Source organism: Microcoleus sp. CAWBG58 (assembly GCF_020883045.1).
Classification (GTDB): domain Bacteria; phylum Cyanobacteriota; class Cyanobacteriia; order Cyanobacteriales; family Microcoleaceae; genus Microcoleus.
In genome coordinates, this window is record NZ_JAHRFA010000120.1 from 1 (window position 1) to 16,346 (window position 16,346).

At 43.4% G+C, this 16,346-nt stretch carries 14 protein-coding genes; 5 read left to right on the plus strand and 9 right to left on the minus strand.

From position 1 onward, the window contains the following. Positions 1-248: 248 nt before the first annotated feature. Positions 249-1,295 carry a GNAT family N-acetyltransferase gene (locus tag QZ918_RS30730; RefSeq protein ID WP_293342312.1) on the plus strand — a complete coding sequence of 349 codons (1,047 nt, stop codon included), beginning with the start codon at positions 249-251 and terminating at the stop codon, positions 1,293-1,295. A 290-nt stretch (positions 1,296-1,585) separates the two neighbouring features. Next, on the plus strand, positions 1,586-5,500 hold the full coding sequence (locus QZ918_RS30735; protein WP_293342315.1) for an FG-GAP-like repeat-containing protein: 3,915 nt from the start codon (positions 1,586-1,588) through the stop codon (positions 5,498-5,500). Between the two features lie 318 nt (positions 5,501-5,818). Here QZ918_RS30735 and QZ918_RS30740 read toward each other — a convergent pair whose 3' ends face one another. Next, a complete protein-coding gene (locus QZ918_RS30740) occupies positions 5,819-6,079 on the minus strand; it encodes a ssr2422 family thylakoid membrane protein (protein WP_293342318.1) in 261 nt (86 codons plus the stop codon). A 294-nt stretch (positions 6,080-6,373) separates the two neighbouring features. Between QZ918_RS30740 and QZ918_RS30745 the strand changes: the two genes are divergently transcribed. Then, positions 6,374-7,420, plus strand: a complete 1,047-nt coding sequence (locus QZ918_RS30745; RefSeq protein WP_293342321.1) for a GNAT family N-acetyltransferase — start codon at positions 6,374-6,376, stop codon at positions 7,418-7,420. 212 nt (positions 7,421-7,632) lie between these two features. Here QZ918_RS30745 and QZ918_RS33355 read toward each other — a convergent pair whose 3' ends face one another. Continuing rightward, entirely contained in the window at positions 7,633-7,779 is a 147-nt protein-coding gene (locus tag QZ918_RS33355; protein ID WP_524538487.1) for a ssr2422 family thylakoid membrane protein, read from the minus strand. Between the two features lie 34 nt (positions 7,780-7,813). Here QZ918_RS33355 and QZ918_RS30755 point away from each other — a divergent pair, with 34 nt between their 5' ends. Next, on the plus strand, positions 7,814-7,972 hold the full coding sequence (locus QZ918_RS30755) for a hypothetical protein (protein WP_367275472.1): 159 nt from the start codon (positions 7,814-7,816) through the stop codon (positions 7,970-7,972). Between the two features lie 5 nt (positions 7,973-7,977). Here the strand turns inward: QZ918_RS30755 and QZ918_RS30760 are convergent, their stop codons facing one another. Continuing rightward, positions 7,978-9,264 (minus strand): bifunctional folylpolyglutamate synthase/dihydrofolate synthase, encoded by a 1,287-nt coding sequence (locus QZ918_RS30760; RefSeq protein WP_293342326.1) that lies wholly within the window; start codon positions 9,262-9,264, stop codon positions 7,978-7,980. Between the two features lie 82 nt (positions 9,265-9,346). On the opposite strand from QZ918_RS30760, the gene QZ918_RS30765 reads away from it, so the two are divergent. Continuing rightward, positions 9,347-10,402: a DNA cytosine methyltransferase gene (locus QZ918_RS30765; protein WP_293342329.1), complete on the plus strand. Its 1,056-nt coding sequence runs from the start codon at positions 9,347-9,349 to the stop codon at positions 10,400-10,402. Between the two features lie 46 nt (positions 10,403-10,448). Here QZ918_RS30765 and QZ918_RS30770 read toward each other — a convergent pair whose 3' ends face one another. From QZ918_RS30770 to QZ918_RS30795, 6 genes are all read right to left on the minus strand, one after another. Next, positions 10,449-10,991, minus strand: coding sequence for a hypothetical protein (locus tag QZ918_RS30770; protein ID WP_293342332.1), 543 nt, complete (start codon positions 10,989-10,991; stop codon positions 10,449-10,451). Then, on the minus strand, positions 10,988-11,485 hold the full coding sequence (locus QZ918_RS30775; RefSeq protein ID WP_293342335.1) for a DUF4365 domain-containing protein: 498 nt from the start codon (positions 11,483-11,485) through the stop codon (positions 10,988-10,990). The genes QZ918_RS30770 and QZ918_RS30775 overlap by 4 nt, the downstream gene beginning before the upstream one ends. Before the next feature lie 165 nt (positions 11,486-11,650). Continuing rightward, the gene (locus QZ918_RS30780; RefSeq protein ID WP_293151907.1) at positions 11,651-11,809 is read right to left on the minus strand and encodes a hypothetical protein; all 159 of its coding nucleotides are present in this window, start codon (positions 11,807-11,809) and stop codon (positions 11,651-11,653) included. Beyond that, positions 11,806-13,629 carry a CHASE2 domain-containing protein gene (locus QZ918_RS30785; protein ID WP_293342338.1) on the minus strand — a complete coding sequence of 608 codons (1,824 nt, stop codon included), beginning with the start codon at positions 13,627-13,629 and terminating at the stop codon, positions 11,806-11,808. The genes QZ918_RS30780 and QZ918_RS30785 overlap by 4 nt, the downstream gene beginning before the upstream one ends. Before the next feature lie 3 nt (positions 13,630-13,632). Beyond that, positions 13,633-14,478 (minus strand): FecR family protein, encoded by an 846-nt coding sequence (locus tag QZ918_RS30790; RefSeq protein WP_293342341.1) that lies wholly within the window; start codon positions 14,476-14,478, stop codon positions 13,633-13,635. A 296-nt stretch (positions 14,479-14,774) separates the two neighbouring features. Continuing rightward, a complete protein-coding gene (locus QZ918_RS30795) occupies positions 14,775-16,037 on the minus strand; it encodes a Zn-dependent hydrolase (protein WP_293151915.1) in 1,263 nt (420 codons plus the stop codon). Positions 16,038-16,346: the final 309 nt, after the last annotated feature.

Sequence of the window (16,346 nt, forward strand, 5' to 3'; positions counted from 1 at the left end):
GCGATGGTGATTTTAGGTTTGAGTTTCATACAGGTAAACCCTAATTAAATATTTTGTAGTTACTCAACAATTCTTCTCCAATATACCATATTCTGTTAATATAAAGTTTAGATGCGTTCGCCCTGCTTGAAGTCCCATGTATTAACTTTTATTACAAAAACTCCGATTTTGCGTAAAAATCCCCCGCAAAATCCCAATACACAATAGAAGACTTTCACCTTCGGAGCAAATTCACCCCCCAAAAACCGATGACAGCCACAACTATACCGATCGCCCCCAGCGCCCCTTACAGCTACCGTCTAGCCACCGCAGCAGACGCAAAGGCGATCGCCCCCCTCTGGCAAGCATTCGCCACTGAACGCGAAGCGATCGACCCCTCAATGCTGGTCAAACCTAACTTTGATTTTGAAAAATACGTCACCAACCAAATCGAAAAGCCCCTTTCTTTCTGTTGGTTATCAGAACACAGTGACAGCATTATCGGCTGTTTATTTATCTACTATTACGACGAAGCACCGCCCGCAAATCTCCCCGAATATTTGATTCAGCAACACCAGATTGAAAATCCCTTTCAATCCCGCCGCGTCGGTTCCGTTTTGGGAATGTACGTTCAGCCAGAACATCGGAAATCCGAAGCAATTCTAATGCTAGCCAAAAGTGCGATCGACCATGCCAAAACCATGAAAGTTAGCGATATAGATTTATTAATTGCTGCCGACCAAACGGGCATTCAAGCTATGTTGCAGCGGGCTGGATTTACCAAAGCCGCCGTGCAATATACTCGCCATCATGACATTCCCACTGATGCTGAATTACCGAGTTTGCACCCGCCCCATCCCGAATTACCCGATGTCGAATTGCCTGCACCGAGAGCAATTGCGCTGCGCCACCCGCAAACTAACGAACTCCTGCGCGATTCCCAAGGAGAACCTGTTTTCTTGATGCCCTTAGTTGATGATAATGGTGAATTGCTGAAGTCATCTAGCGGTCAACCTATTTATCCGGAATTGTTGCTCGATCCGGCTACTAATTCTTGGGTGATTGATGCGAAGGATAAATTAGTTACTTGCCCGATCGTCCGCAATGAAAACGGACAAATTGCCGAAAATCAAAACATGGTTTTATTTTATCCTCCTGCTTACGATATCGCTAACGGCAAACCTTGTTTGATGCGAGACGATGCCGGCAATTATGTATTTCAGGATATCGAACGGGACACACAGGGAAGAATAGTGAAAACTCCTGACGGATTTCCCGTGTTTAAACAACCGAAAATTTTCGCAAATTCACGCTAACAACCATTGCACCCAACTGCTAGGGACGATTCGATCTGACATCTTGCAGCATTCTCAATAACCAAACCAGAAGCCCGATTTCTGACGAAAAATGTCGGTTTTTATGTAAAGTTTTTGCTAGAAACTCGGTTTCTGCCACAGGTGCAAGATCTCAGTTCGATCGAACTTACCTGTGAGTTCGATCGAGCAAGTTCCTAATATTGCAAAAATCTACTGTTCGTGTCAAAATATCAGAAAATAAGTCTGTCTTGTGAAAATAATTAGATCGAAATTACCGGAAAAAATCTACTATGCCAAATAGCATTAATTTCTCACCAGCCACTAACTTTAAAACACAATTCAGTCCTCGATCGATCGCTGTTGCCGACTTTGACAGCGACTCAAAACTAGACTTAGCTATATCAGCAAACCAAGCTAGCAATAACGTCTCGATTCTCTTAGGAAATGGCGCGGGAATCTTTACCGAATCCCCTACCTCTCCCTTGTCAGCAGGAGGCAGTCCTTTTTCCATTGCTGTTGGCAACTTTAACTCAGATACTTTGCCAGATTTAGCCGTAGCAAATTACTTATCTCCAGGGGCATCAGCATCAGTTTTATTAGCAACAGGTGCGGGTAACTTTAACTCTGTTATTACACTACCTACTCCTTCAGCAAGCAGATCGCATTCGATCGCAACCGGAGATTTTAACAATGATGGCAAACAGGATTTAGCTGTTGCTAATTTATGGTCAAATGACGTTTCAATTTTATTGGGTAATGGTGCCGGAAAATTCAGCCCAAACACAACTGTTCGAGTATCAGAGGTATCGCTATTTGGTTATTCTGGTGTTGCTACTGCTGTTGCAGTGGCAGATTTTAATGGCGATTCTCGGCTTGACTTGGCTGTGACAAATAATAGCCCGATCGGTCAAGTTTCCATTTTCTTGGGAAATGGGAATGGCAACTTTACAAAAGCTAATAATTATAGTACCGGCTTGTTGGCGTATTTTGTTACTACAGCAGATTTGAATCGAGACAATAAACCAGATTTAGTCGTAGCAGATTCAGGTATCCCTCCACTTGGTTTATCAGGTAATGTTTTCGTTTTGCTAGGAAACGGTACGGGCGGTTTTAGTCCGCCTCTCAAATTAGATGCGGGTAGAAATCCTCTTTCTGTTGCTGTAGCGGATTTTAATGCTGATTCCTATCTCGACATAGCCGTAGCAGACCACAATACTAATGATGCAACAAATCCCAGCAGTGTTTCAATTTTATTGGGCGATGGTACGGGCGGATTTAACACTATTCCAACTAAATTTAATGTTGGGATAAATCCTATTTCCGTCGCCGCCAGAGATTTTAATGGAGATGGCTTTCCAGACTTAGCTGCGGCTAACAATACATCTAATAATGTTTCTATTTTACTCAATCAACCGAGCATTCTTGAATTTACCTCTGCAAGTTACAGCAATCCTGAAGGAAATACCAGTAATGTCAAAACTGCTGTTGCTACAGTCAAACGCACTGGCGGAAGTATCGGGAAAGTTGCTGTGTCTGTAGGTTTATCAAATAATGTTGGCAGTGCTGAATCAGGTACAGATTATCTGAATGTTTTTCCAATTACTGTTACTTTTAATGATGGCGATACTGTGGACAAACTTGTAGAAATTCCAATCGTAGGCAATACTGTTAACGAGCCTGATGAAACCTTAAATCTTCAGTTAAGTTCGGCAAGCGGTTATGCTCAATTGGGAACTACAACTGCTGCTACTTATACGATCATCAATGACGATCTTAACAACAGTACAGTTCCAAGTATTTTAGAATTTACATCAGCAACTTACAGCAATCCTGAAGGCAATAGTGGTGAGGTAAAAACTGTTGTTGCTAAGGTGAAGCGCGCGGGAGGAAGTAGCGGGAAAGTTACGGCATCTGTGGATTTAGCGAATAATCTCGGTAGCGCTCGATCGGACGCGGATTATTTGAATGTTTTTCCAATTACTGTTACTTTTGATGGTGGAGATACTGCGGATAAAGTTGTAGAAATTCCGATCGTGGGCGATAAGGTTGTGGAGAATGATGAAACTTTAAATCTTAAATTGACCGATCCGATTGGAAATGCCAAATTGGGAACAACAACTGCTGCTATTTATACCATTACCAACGATGATGATAACAGTACAGTTCCAAGTATTTTAGAATTTACATTGGCAAATTACAGCAATCCTGAAGGCAATAGTGGAGAAGTCAAAACAGTTGTTGCTAAGGTGAAGCGCGCGGGAGGAAGTAGCGGGAAAGTTACGGCATCTGTGGATTTAGCGAATAATCTCGGTAGCGCTCGATCGGACGTAGATTATCTGAATGTTTTTCCAATTACTGTTACTTTTGAAAGTGGCGATACTGCGGACAAACTTGTAGAAATTCCGATTGTTGGCGATACGGTTGTAGAGAATAATGAAACTTTGAATCTTAAATTGAGCGATGCGAGTGGAAATGCCAAATTGGGAACAACAACTGCTGCTATTTATACCATTACCAATGATGATGATAATGGTACAGTTCCAAGTATTTTAGAATTTACATCAGCAACTTACAGCAATCCTGAAGGCAATAGTGGAGAAGTCAAAACTGTTGTTGCTAAGGTGAAGCGCGCGGGAGGAAGTAGCGGGAAAGTTACAGCGTCTGTGGATTTAGTGAATAATCTTGGCAGTGCTCGATCGGGCACGGATTATCTGAATGTTTTTCCAATTACTGTTACTTTTGATGGTGGCGATACGGCGGACAAAGTTGTAGAAATTCCCATTGTCGGCGATAGAGTTGTGGAAAATGATGAAACTTTAAATCTTAAATTGAGCGATGCGAGTGGAAATGCCAAATTGGGCACGATAACTGATGCTATTTATACAATTATTAATGACGATCTAGTGCCGATACCAACTCCGAATCCGAATCTAATTCCCACTCCGAATCGGACGCTGGGAGGGACGGGTACGGCGACAAGTCCCCTACCAATTCCAATCGACTCGATCGACTTTTCAACTATCTCAACTTCCCCGCAGCTAATCCAGGAATTTCTCGAAGTTGCAACTTCCCCGCAGGCGATCGCAAATATACTCCCGATCGCAAATTCCATACCCGAACTTATTAATATTCTAACACCAACTCCATCACCAATTCCCACTCCTGCAACAACACCAACTGCATCACCAATTCCTACTCCTGCACCAATTCCCACTCCCGCAACAACACCAACTCCATCACGAATTCCCACTCCATCACGAATTCCCACTCCATCACGAATTCCCACTCCATCACGAATTCCCACTCCTACAATAACACCAACTCCCTCACCTATTCCCACTCCCTCACCTATTCCCACTCCCACGCCAATCATCACTTCTGAAACAACTCGAATTCTCGTACAAACTCAAGCAAATCGAGATGAAAATAATAGCTTTATTTCGCCTATTCCCGAAACAGAATGTATTTGCAATACTCTAATTTTGCCGGATCTCAAATCTTTGATGTCCGATCGCACTTATCATTTAATTCTACCTACTCCTGAAAACGATCGCGCGATCGGTACTAAAAATAACGATCTCATTTTAGGCAATTCGCGTCAAAACTCGCTCTTGGGAAATTGGGGAGAAGATTTAATTAACGGCAGAGAAGAAAATGATACAATAAATGGCTGTCAATTATCGGATTTTATTGATGGTGGTAAAGGCAATGATTCCTTGTTAGGAGGCAAAGAAAGCGATTTAATTGTCGGCAGTAAAGGCAACGATACAATTTTAGGTAATTCAGGAAATGATACTTTATGCGGTGGTGAAGATGACGATTATTTGAGGGGAGATGAATATGGCGATTTAATCGATGGTTGTGCAGGAGAGGATACTATTTATGGAGGTGAAGAAAACGATACTTTGATTGGTGGTAGCGGTAATGATGTTTTGAGTGGAGATTTGGGCGCGAATCTGCTGGTTGGTGGCGGTGGCAGCGATTTATTTATTTTCAAAGCGGGTAGCGGTTTGCAAACAATTGCCGATTTTGAAGATGGTAAAGATACGATATCCCTTGTCCCTAGTATGAGTTTTGCAAATTTAGAAATAGTGCAAAACGGCAATAATACTACAATTAAACTGAGAGATTCGCAAGTGGCGATCGCTCAAATATTGCAATTAAATTCGACACTCATAGGTGCTGAAGATTTGATATTTTTGTAATCTCTGATTCGGGTATTCCGTACTTAGTGTGCCAAACTATTAGTTTAATTAGTTAAAACCCAAGCTATGTATAAATCCAAGGAAAAAATAGATTTAAATTAATCAAGGTAAAACCGAAAATCCTTGCTATGTAAAAAGTTATGTTATTAATTTTAGATAAATTACCACATTAAGTACGGAAGAATCGAAACTCGATTTCTTTATCCCATTGTGTCGCCCTTCTCCCAGAAACCGGGTTTTTGCGATAACTTTTGCATCCTACCGAAATATTGAGGAAAAAACCCGGTTTATCGATCCACGCGATCGCCTGTTTTTCAATTACTTCCGCAACACCGAACTAATAATTATCGTAAGAGTCGCACTCGCAATTAAAGTAAAAGCAAGTTGCACCACCCACTGAGTTGCTTGCTGGTAATTAGAAAAGCGATCGTTGAACTTCTCGGAATCATTCGATAACCTATCCACACGACTAGATAGCTGGCCTACATCAGTTGATAGCTGGTCTACATTAGTCGATAGCTGGTCTAGTTTTTCGATTACATCCGCCAATGTTGGTTCTGTATTTGATGTACTGGTCATCTGTGGTTTCCTCTAATCCATAATTAGATTATACTATATTTATGGAACTATTGTTATCAAACATCGCATAATTCTTCGCTCCAAAAACCGCAGATGTCAGACAGATGCAACACAGATAAACGCAGATATTTTTAGGGTATTTTGGTAAAAAACAAGGTTTCTAGACCCCTATTGTAAGTCCCATATATTAACTTTTATTACAAAAACTCGCCTTTTGCGTAAAAATCCCGCGCAAAATCGCAATACACAATAGAAGTCTTTCACCTTCGCAGCAAATTCACCCCCCAAAAACCGATGACAGCCACAACTATATCTATCGCCCCGATCGCCTCTTACAGCTACCGTCTAGCCACCGCAACCGACGCAAAGGCGATCGCCCCCCTCTGGCAAGCATTCGCTGCTGAACGCGAAGCGATCGACCCCTCAATGCTGGTCAAACCTAACTTTGACTTTGAAAAATACGTCACCAACCAAATCGAAAAACCCCTTTGTTTCTGTTGGTTATCAGAACACAGTGACAGCATCATCGGCTGTCTATTTATCTATTATTATGACGAAGCCCCGCCCGCTAGTCTTCCCGAATATTTGATTCAGCAACACGACATTGAAAATCCCTTTCAATCTCGCCGCGTCGGTTCAGTTTTGGGAATGTACGTTCAACCAGAACATCGGAAATCAGAAGCAATTCTAATGCTAGCTAAAAGTGCGATCGACCACGCTAAAACTATGAAAGTTAGCGATATAGATTTATTAATTGCTGCCGACCAAACTGGAATTCAAGCAATTTTGCAGCGGGCTGGATTTACCAAAGCAGCAGTGCAATATACTCGCCATCATGACATTTCTACTGATGCTAAATTACCGAGTTTACACCCGCCCCATCCCGAATTTCCTGATGTGGAATTGCCTACACCGAGAGCAATTCCGCTGCGCCATCCCGAAACTAACGAACTCCTGCGCGATTCCCAAGGAAAACCTATCTTTTTGATACCCTTAGTTGATGATAATGGTGAATTGCTGAAGTCATCTAATGGTCAACCTATTTACCCGGAATTGTTGCTCGATCCAGCTACTAATTCTTGGGTGATTGATGGGGAAGATAAATTGGTTACTTGTCCGATTTTGCGCGATGAAAATGGACAAATTGCCGAAAATCAAAACATGGTTTTATTCTCTCCTCCGGCTTACGATATCGCTGGCGGACAACCTTGTTTGATGCGAGACGCAGCAGGCAATTACGTATTTCAGGAAGTCGAACGAGATCGACAGGGAAAAATTGTAAAAACTCCTGACGGATTTCCAGTGTTTAAACAGCCAAAAATTTTGGTAAATTCACTCTAATAGCCCCGGAGGCAGGGAGATTCAGAAACCGGGTTTCTGCGATCATCCTTCGCTGTCGCCGGCAGCAGGAATAAAAAATCCGGTTGCTTTTGATAAATTCTCGGCCTCTGCTTGGGAACCCATTCCTAACATTTGAGGCAGAGTCTCTAGATCTACATTACCAGACTCTGTCTGATAACGAGTAAACCGAAGTGCGATCGCCCATTTTTCAATTATTTCCGCAGCACCGAAGTGATTATCACTGTAATAGTAGCACTCGCAATTAAAGTGAAAGCAAGTTGCACTACCCACTCGGTTCCTTGCTCGTAGTTAGAAAAGCGATCGTTAAACTTCTCGGAATCTCTCGATAGCTTATCCACATCTGTCGATACATTATCTAAATTAGCCGATAGCTTGTCCAGTTTTTTAATTACATCTTATCGATCGACTGATGAACCGACGATTTTAGCAAATGGCGATATTTTAACAGTACCAGAGCTTTTTCCCGGTTGGGAATTGCCCGTTTCGGAATTGTGGCCTCCGATTTTTACCGAGGAAGAAACACAATCCTGATGCCTTTAAGTTTGAGATTGTTGTTGCAGAAAATAGCCGACGAGATAAAGTGAACCGCACAGGATTGTGAGGTTTTCGTCGGTAACAGCCGCATCTAAGGCTGCGATTAAGTCGGGAAAAGCTTGACAAACCGCTAATTCAGGGCAGATATTTTCAGCAATGGCGGCTAATTCTGTGGGGGATGCTGAGTTTTGATCGGGTACGGGTACTAGGTAAAGCCGATCGCCCTTTTTGAGTAATGCTTGTAAAATATCATCGCAGTCTTTCGTCGCCAGAATGCCGATTACCCAGTTAATCGGTGACGGGGAAGTGGTAAGATTGTCTGCGTATTCGCGCAGGGCGATCGCAGCAGCGGGGTTGTGCGCGCCGTCAATCAGGATGTTGCGGTTTTTCCAAGTTGTCTGCTGAAGTCTTCCCGGCCATTGGGTTTGGGCGATTCCGTTGGCGATCGCACTTTCGGAGATTTGCCATCCTCGGTTTTGCAGAATTTGGATGGTTGCAAGTGCGATCGCCGAATTCATTAATTGAACTTTTCCCAACAATGGCAATTTATATCTTATTGTAACCGCAGATAAACTCGAATTAACGCCGATTTCTGGACTTAGATAATATTCTACAAATCCGTCTTTTAAATCTAGCGCAGGTTTTACCCAAACTACCGGACAGTCTAATTCTTGAATGCGTTTTTCTACTACTAATCTAGCAGATTCCGGCAATTCTCCAACAACTACCGGACACTTTGATTTAATAATTCCCGCTTTTTCTCCAGCAATATCAGCGACAGTCGGGCCGAGGATTTGCCAGTGTTCGAGACTGATAGAAGTAATCGCACTCACAAGCGGAGTTTCGCAAACATTAGTCGCATCCAATCTACCGCCCAATCCTGTTTCAATCACCGCGATATCTGCTTTTTGTTCGGCGAAATACAGCCAAGCTGCGGCGGTGATGATTTCAAATTGAGTCGGAGTTTCGGTATTACCTTCCGCAGCCCTGACAACTTGTTCGAGACACTGTTGCAATGCTATTGTAGAAATTGGTTTTTGGTTAATGCAAATTCTTTCTGTCCAATCGATTAAGTGCGGGGATGTGTAGCGCCCGACTCGATAGCCTGCTGCTGTGAGTACGGATGAGAGATAAGCGCAAACGGAACCTTTGCCATTTGTACCGGCAACGTGGATAATGGGTACTTGTTTGTGGGGGTTGTCGAGTTTTTCGAGGAGTTGGTGAATTCTTTCGAGGCCGAGGTGGACGCCGAAGTGTTGGTAAGATTGGAGGATGGAGTTTGCATTCATTGAGGTTTCATTTTACGAACCGCGAAGGCGCAAAGGGCGCGAAGGAAGAAAGAAGAAGGAAAGAAAGTAAATGTTGATAAATATGAATATTATTTCTCTGTTTGCGGGTTGCGGTGGGTTAGATTTGGGTTTTCGTTTGGCTGGGTTTAATCCGGTTTGGGCGAATGAATATGATAAATCGATTTGGGATACCTATCAATTTAACCATTCTGACACTATTTTAGATCGCAGAGATATCAGAAAAATTAATTCTGATGAAATTCCTGACTGTGTTGGGATTATTGGCGGGCCTCCTTGTCAAAGTTGGAGTGCGGCGGGCGCGAAACGCGGGATTGATGACAGTCGGGGTCAACTTTTCTGGGAGTATATCAGAATTGTCCGAGACAAGCAGCCTTTGTTTTTCTTAGCTGAGAATGTTAGCGGTATCTTAGCTCCTAGAAATCAGGAAGCTTTCACTTATATATTATCGCAGTTTGAGGAACTTGGGTATCGGGTTTCGTTCAAGTTGGTGAATGCTAAAAATTTTGGTGTACCGCAAGATAGGCAAAGGGTGATTGCGATCGGTTATCGTCAGGATATGGGTTTTGGTTTTGAGTTTCCCGAACCTGGAACCGAGGTTTTGACACTGCAAGATGCGATTTTTGACTTGCAGGCGATCGCGCCAATGCTAGTTAAGGGTAAATTAGATAATTATCACGATTCTGTCGCGAATCACGAATGTGCAGATTTGGGATTTTCCAGCATTTATATGTCGCGGAATCGAGTTAGAAGTTGGGGTGAACCTTCTTTTACAATTCAGGCCAGCGGCAGACACGCGCCTCTGCATCCTCAAGCTAATAAAATGATTTTAGTTGGCATAGACAAGCGCATTTTCGATCCGAATTCGCCTCAGCCTTACCGTCGGCTTTCTGTGCGAGAGTGTGCGCGAGTTCAGACTTTCCCGGATGACTTTGTTTTTAAGTACAAGCAGATTGCTGACGGCTACAAAATGGTCGGTAATGCCGTACCTGTTAATTTGGCTAGAGTTTTGGCAAGTAAGATTTTTCAGGATATTGTCATAGGGCATAAAGTAGTGGGCATGGTCGAACAAAAGCATGATAATCAGTCCTGGATGCAAAAAACCGCTATCTTAACATAAATCTCTCTATTCTCTCTCTGTGTCCTCTGTGTTCTCTGCGGTTAAATCATTCCGATTGGTCATCTAGGATAAAGTTGCGTGAATTTTTCAGAATAAATACTTGATTCTCTTTGATTAAATCACCCGTACATAGAAAAGGCAAGCGTTCTTGATACGCTTTGATGGCGAGGATATAATCTTTGTCTGCAAGTTCGGTTTTGATTTTCTGTAATTTGTCAGCAATCACACCTAATAAGGTAATCTCACCACTTAATTTGTCAGCGTTAGGAGTGTGGATTTGCATCACAACTCCCTGAATTGTTGTATTGGGAATCCCGGTAATTAAGTCTGCTAAAATTTCACTTTGCGATCGACTTTCTACGGACTCTAGTATTGCGATCGTCTCCCGGATTCGGGCAGCATAATCTCCGAGATTTTGTTGGTTGGGGAGTAATATTTCAAATTCCTCTCCGGCGACTGATTTGTGCCAAAGCATGGCATTTTCTAAGAAAGGTTGGTCTTCATTCCATCCGTGAATTTGCAGGTAATTTCTAACTTGATTTAGGTTGACTGTTTGGAGGGTTTCGCTATCTGGAAATGTGACTTTCATGGTTGAACTCCTTGGCTAATCCCCTCCATAATTGACTGAAGGGCGACGACTGTAAATTGATTGGTTCTGGGTATAGTGACTGTGACAGCGGTGGTGTTTTGTGTTTCTGGCATTCCCCGCAGGGATATCCAATATCCGCATTCCTTCATGCAGGTTTCTGTTTCCGACTGCGTTAACCAGTCTTCTATTGTTTCGGGGATTAAAACGACAACTAAAATTCTGGGTACGGCGAAGTCATCTATTCTCAAGTCATCGTAGTTTTTGAGTTTGAGAGGGTAGCGAATCGAGTTATTTTCTCGAACATCTCTTGATGTCGATTTTAACTGCAATTCTAAGCGCGGTGATCGGATGCTACCTGTCCCTCCTTTGGCGGCTATTCCCCAGTCTACGCTATCATCATCTACAAATGGTTTGTAAAGAGAATAGCCTGCAACGCTGGCGATGGCTTGCAGGTAAGTGTTACTAAATTGTTCTTTTTGTTGGTTGATATCCACGATGGCTTGTATCTTTTATATGGTAACTCGATAGTCCTAGACTAATACCACTTTAGGTGATAAAACTCTGCTATCATATAAGATTGCGGTGCGTGACTGCTGAGGCTTTCTACTACCGTACAAATTGATTCACAGTCACGCACCATACATGACTTGAGAAGTAGATTATCGATCGCCCTTAGCAGCATACACAGCATACAGTCGATCGCCCTTAGCAGCAGGTTTGCAGCAGCGCATTCGCCCCCTGAGTACACTCTGCTGGCGAAGTATACTCATCTCTGCATGGCTGATGCCACCCCGAGAAGCCACGAAAATCGCCTTCATTTTTTGCCAACGATCGCACAAATAGTTGTTTCTTGTTTTCTGCCTCTTAATTGAATACTTTTAACGGGTTTTGCTTCGTAGCTATCGCTCACCAAATCCCAGGTTTCTCCTGTTATTAATACCCGATAAGGATTGTCTTCTTTAATATCTTTATTCATTGGTTCTAACCTGGCGGCAATATTCACAGTATCTCCTAAAACCGAAAAATTTAATCGATTCCCGCCGCCGATAGTTCCAGCAATAATCGACCCTGTATGAATGCCTACGCCAAATTCAATTTTTGGCTTGCCTTCCCTTTCAAATTGTTGATTTAATTGTTTCAATCGTTCTGACATATCCAAACAAGCGGCGATACAATTTTCGGCGTCTTGCTTAATTTCTTCTGGTTTGGTATGAGGAAAAGGAATGCCAAATATTGCCATAATTGCATCTCCAATATATTTATCGATCACGCCGTCGCGATTCATAATACACTCACTCATGGCATTTAAATATTGATTCAGCCAAGGCATCAATTCACTCGGAGATAGTTGCTCGGAAATGCTAGTAAACCCTCGAATATCCATAAATAAAACGGTGGCGACCATTTCTTGCGGTTGCATTTCGCCATTCTTAAATATTTCGTCTTTGCGCTGCCAAATTAGTTCAGCAGTTTCTTTTGCCATGTATTTTTCAAACAAACTCATTAATTGTTGTTTTTCTTGCTGTTCCCGCAGTTGCAGTCCAATTCCAGCTAAGACGATCGTACCAATCGGTGCAGCGATGGGCATTAGTAGAGAATTAAACGTGAATAATAAGAAAGAAACTGCATACCAAATTAGGGGGAGAAGGATGGCGATCGCAATTCGTCCCCTGGGCCCAGATTTCGATAATATCCCGCTAGTAATTGGCCCAACTAAAAGTAATATCAGCCAAATTGTCCAGCCAGGTAAATGTTGCAGCAATCGGTTATTTAGCAAGTTATCAATAACTGCGGCATGAAGGTAAATCCCACTGGTGGGTGAAATTTGATTTAGAGGAGTCCGCAAGGGATCTAAACCTGTTGCCGTCGTACCTACTAATACCAATTTGTCTTTAAAAGCATCTTTGGTAATTTTACCTTCCAGAACATCAGCAAACGAATAAGTCGGTAGAAATTGCGTTTTTCCAGGCCAATTTATCCCTGCACTGTAAAATTCTAGACTGCCGTTATTAGGCGGTGATAAAAACTTTTCTAGCCCTCCAGATTGCGGTTGCTTGTCGGCGTTGTAAACGTGAAGCATGGCAATTCCCAAGGATGGAATATCTCGCAACCACAGTGTGGCTTGACGACCGATCCCATCTGTGTCTGACTTATGGAAAATATGACCTCGATCGGCGGCGGCGGCTTCTAAAGTTGGTACAATTGGTAGCGGTTTTCCTCGGTCATCCCAAGCCTTAGCTAACACTACATTACCTGTTGCACTCATCGCGTCTGCAAGTTGGTCATCTTGGGGACTGGATTCGGCAAAAATAATGTCGAAACCAACGACTGCGGGTTTAGCAGGGGAAAGGGCTTGTAATAATTGAGTGTAGCGATCGCGCGAAAATGGAAATCTCCCCAACTTCGTTAAACTTGCTTCGTCTATGGCAATGACTACCACTCGTTTATCCCAAATAGGTTTGGGTAAAATTCCACTTTCGCGAAGTTGAAACAGGCTGTTAGAACTCAGTTGTTCCAGCGGTTTCCAGGCATCCAAATGCAATGCACCCAAGGAAATAATAGCGGCAACAACTCCCGGTATTAAGGATTGGGTGCGGAAAAAAAAAACTCGCAAACGAGGCATTATTAATTTAGTCATTGCCTATTTCTTAATTAAACTTTCACCGAGTTCATAAGATACCTCATTTCCTACCGGACTGCGAACAACTAGCCAGTAGTCAGAGTTAGCTGGCCTCGGCACTACCTCGTCGATTTTACCTGTTCGATCCATCTTTAAGGGTTGGCCGTTTAAATACACTAAATTCAGCGGATCGACAGTACAAACGCATCGAACTTTGCCTGGACTGATGGCTGATAAACTGATCAATTCATAGTTCAGATTTTCTTTGAATGCCTGGGGTGGACTGGGAGGATTGCCGGGAAAAGTGACGGAAGCATAGCCCTTTTCTATCTTCACAGTTTGCCCTTGAGCGCTAGCGTCAACCTTCCCCTCAAATAAGGCAGTGGCGGCTTTTCCCTCTGGGCCAACACCCACGGAGAATTCAGTCCCCCTGACGCCCACAACTCCGGCTGGGCTGTTAATTTCTAGGCGCGAATTGGCGTTAGTCAAGCGTCGGGCCGAAACTCTTGCCAATCCTGCGGGGACTGACAGCAGGGTAACTTTACCTCCGCCGACAGCAACGGACAGACCTTTAACTTGGACGGTGCTTAATTCTGCTACATTAATCGTAGCGATGCCAGAGTCTACGGCTAAAACCGCGCTAGATTGTTTGCCTGTGGAGATTTGTTGGCCGGCTGCTGTCAGGCGATCGCCCACTTTTGCTGGTCTGCCTTGATATGTTACGCTTCCCCTAACTTGCCGTACTTCTACCCACCGACTCCCCGGCAGTTGAATCTCCCTAGCCAGCAAAGGCAAGGCGAAAGTGATTAAAATACTAGCAAATAGGATTGTCAACCATTTAGAAATACCAGACCGATTTAATTTCATAACAAAAAATTATTTAGCCGAGACTATTGTCTAGATTACTATTCTTTCGGTAACTTATCAGGAAAATTTTTAACTAACAGGATGTACGCAGACACAATATATGTAGTGTGGATCACAACTACGTTAGCGAAGCACTCGTTGCAGGATCGCACCCCGCTTAACTATTAGGGCATCGGCTGCTCAAAGGCGATCGCCCTTGAGGCAATCGCTAACCCTTCTTGAAATCTCGAAACGGATAATATTGGCGTATTTTTTAGATGCTCAGCAGTCACTTATTATCACGTTTTAATGATGCCTTACAACTCCATGAATCGATCGCCCTCTGCATACAGCCGATCGAGCTTTAGGAAGGTTTGCAGCAGCGCATTCGCCCCCTGAGTACACTGTTCTGGCGAAGTATACTCATCTTCTGCATGGCTGATGCCGCCCCGAGAAGCCACGAAAATCATCCCCATATCGGTAAAGCGTCCGATTTCTTGGGCGTCGTGTCCGGCCCGGCTGATTAAATGCCTGTAACTAAACCCTAATTCTTGACAAACTTCTACAATTGCATTCTGAATCTTTGGTGCTGCTAGTGTTGGCTGTACGTGCAGCAATTGACTTATTTCGATTTCGGTTTGGGTGGCAGAGGCTATTGCTTGAAACTCCAATTTCATTTTAGCTAACAACTGTTCCAAATTAGATTCAGACAAATCGCGCAAGTCGATTTTAAACTCGACTTTTCCCGGCACAGTATTCGTAGCATTCGGCCACACAGTTAAGTAACCTACCGTTGCGACTTGTTCTCCCGGTGTTTCTACTGCCAGTTTGTTGACTGCTAGTACCATTTGGGAAGCCGCTACTAGCGCATCCTTTCTAGCGTGCATAGGCGTCGATCCAGCATGATTGGGGCTGCCCGTTACTCTCACTCCCAGGCGGTACTGTCCGACAATTCCTTTGACTACTCCTATACAGTCGCCCGTACTTTCCAAAACACCTCCTTGTTCGACGTGCAGTTCCACAAATGCTGCTATTTCTTTGGGATGGCGTTTTGCCTCCGCAATTTTCGACCAATCTCCGCCAATTTGTGCTAAACAAGTTTGGATGGAAGTGCCATCGCTGCGACGGTAATATTCGGGGTTGTTGACTGTATTTCCCGCCATGGCTTTGCAGCCGATAACGGTGCTTTCTTCGTCGGTAAATACGATCGTCTCAATGGCGTGTTCCAAGCGCAGGCCGTTTTCTCGCAACACCCGCACAACTTCAATTCCTGCCAAAACTCCCAAAACTCCGTCGAAATGGCCCCCCGTAGGAACAGTATCAATGTGAGAACCGGTTGCTAGTGCGGCACCTTCGCGCAATCCGGGATATCTGCCAATTGTATTTCCAGCCGCGTCAATCCGAACTGTCATCCCTGCTTCTCGCATCCAAGACTCAACAAGTTTGCGCGCCAGCAAATCTTCTTTGGTAAAAGCTACCCGACTGACGCCTCCTCCCGGCAGTTTGCCGATTTGGGCGAGTTGGGCAATGCTGCTGTTGAGGCGCGAACCGTTGACTGAAAGTGCTAGCCTAACTGTCATGTTACATTCTCCTATTCTGGGAAATTTAATGATGCGATCGCTCTTGTATTATTAATCATTTAACTAATTTTTTATATACAGTATGCAATATGAGTTAAATGTGTACAATAATGTAGTCTTGCCTACAACAGGCGATCGGCTGTAGCACTTAAACTGCTGCAATCAAAATACAGCACGCAGCATCAGGGCGAACGCATCTAAACTTTATATTAACAGAATATGGTATATTGGAGAAGAATTGTTGAGTAACTACAAAATATTTAATTAGGGTTTACCTGTATGAAACTCAAACCTAAAATCACCATCGCC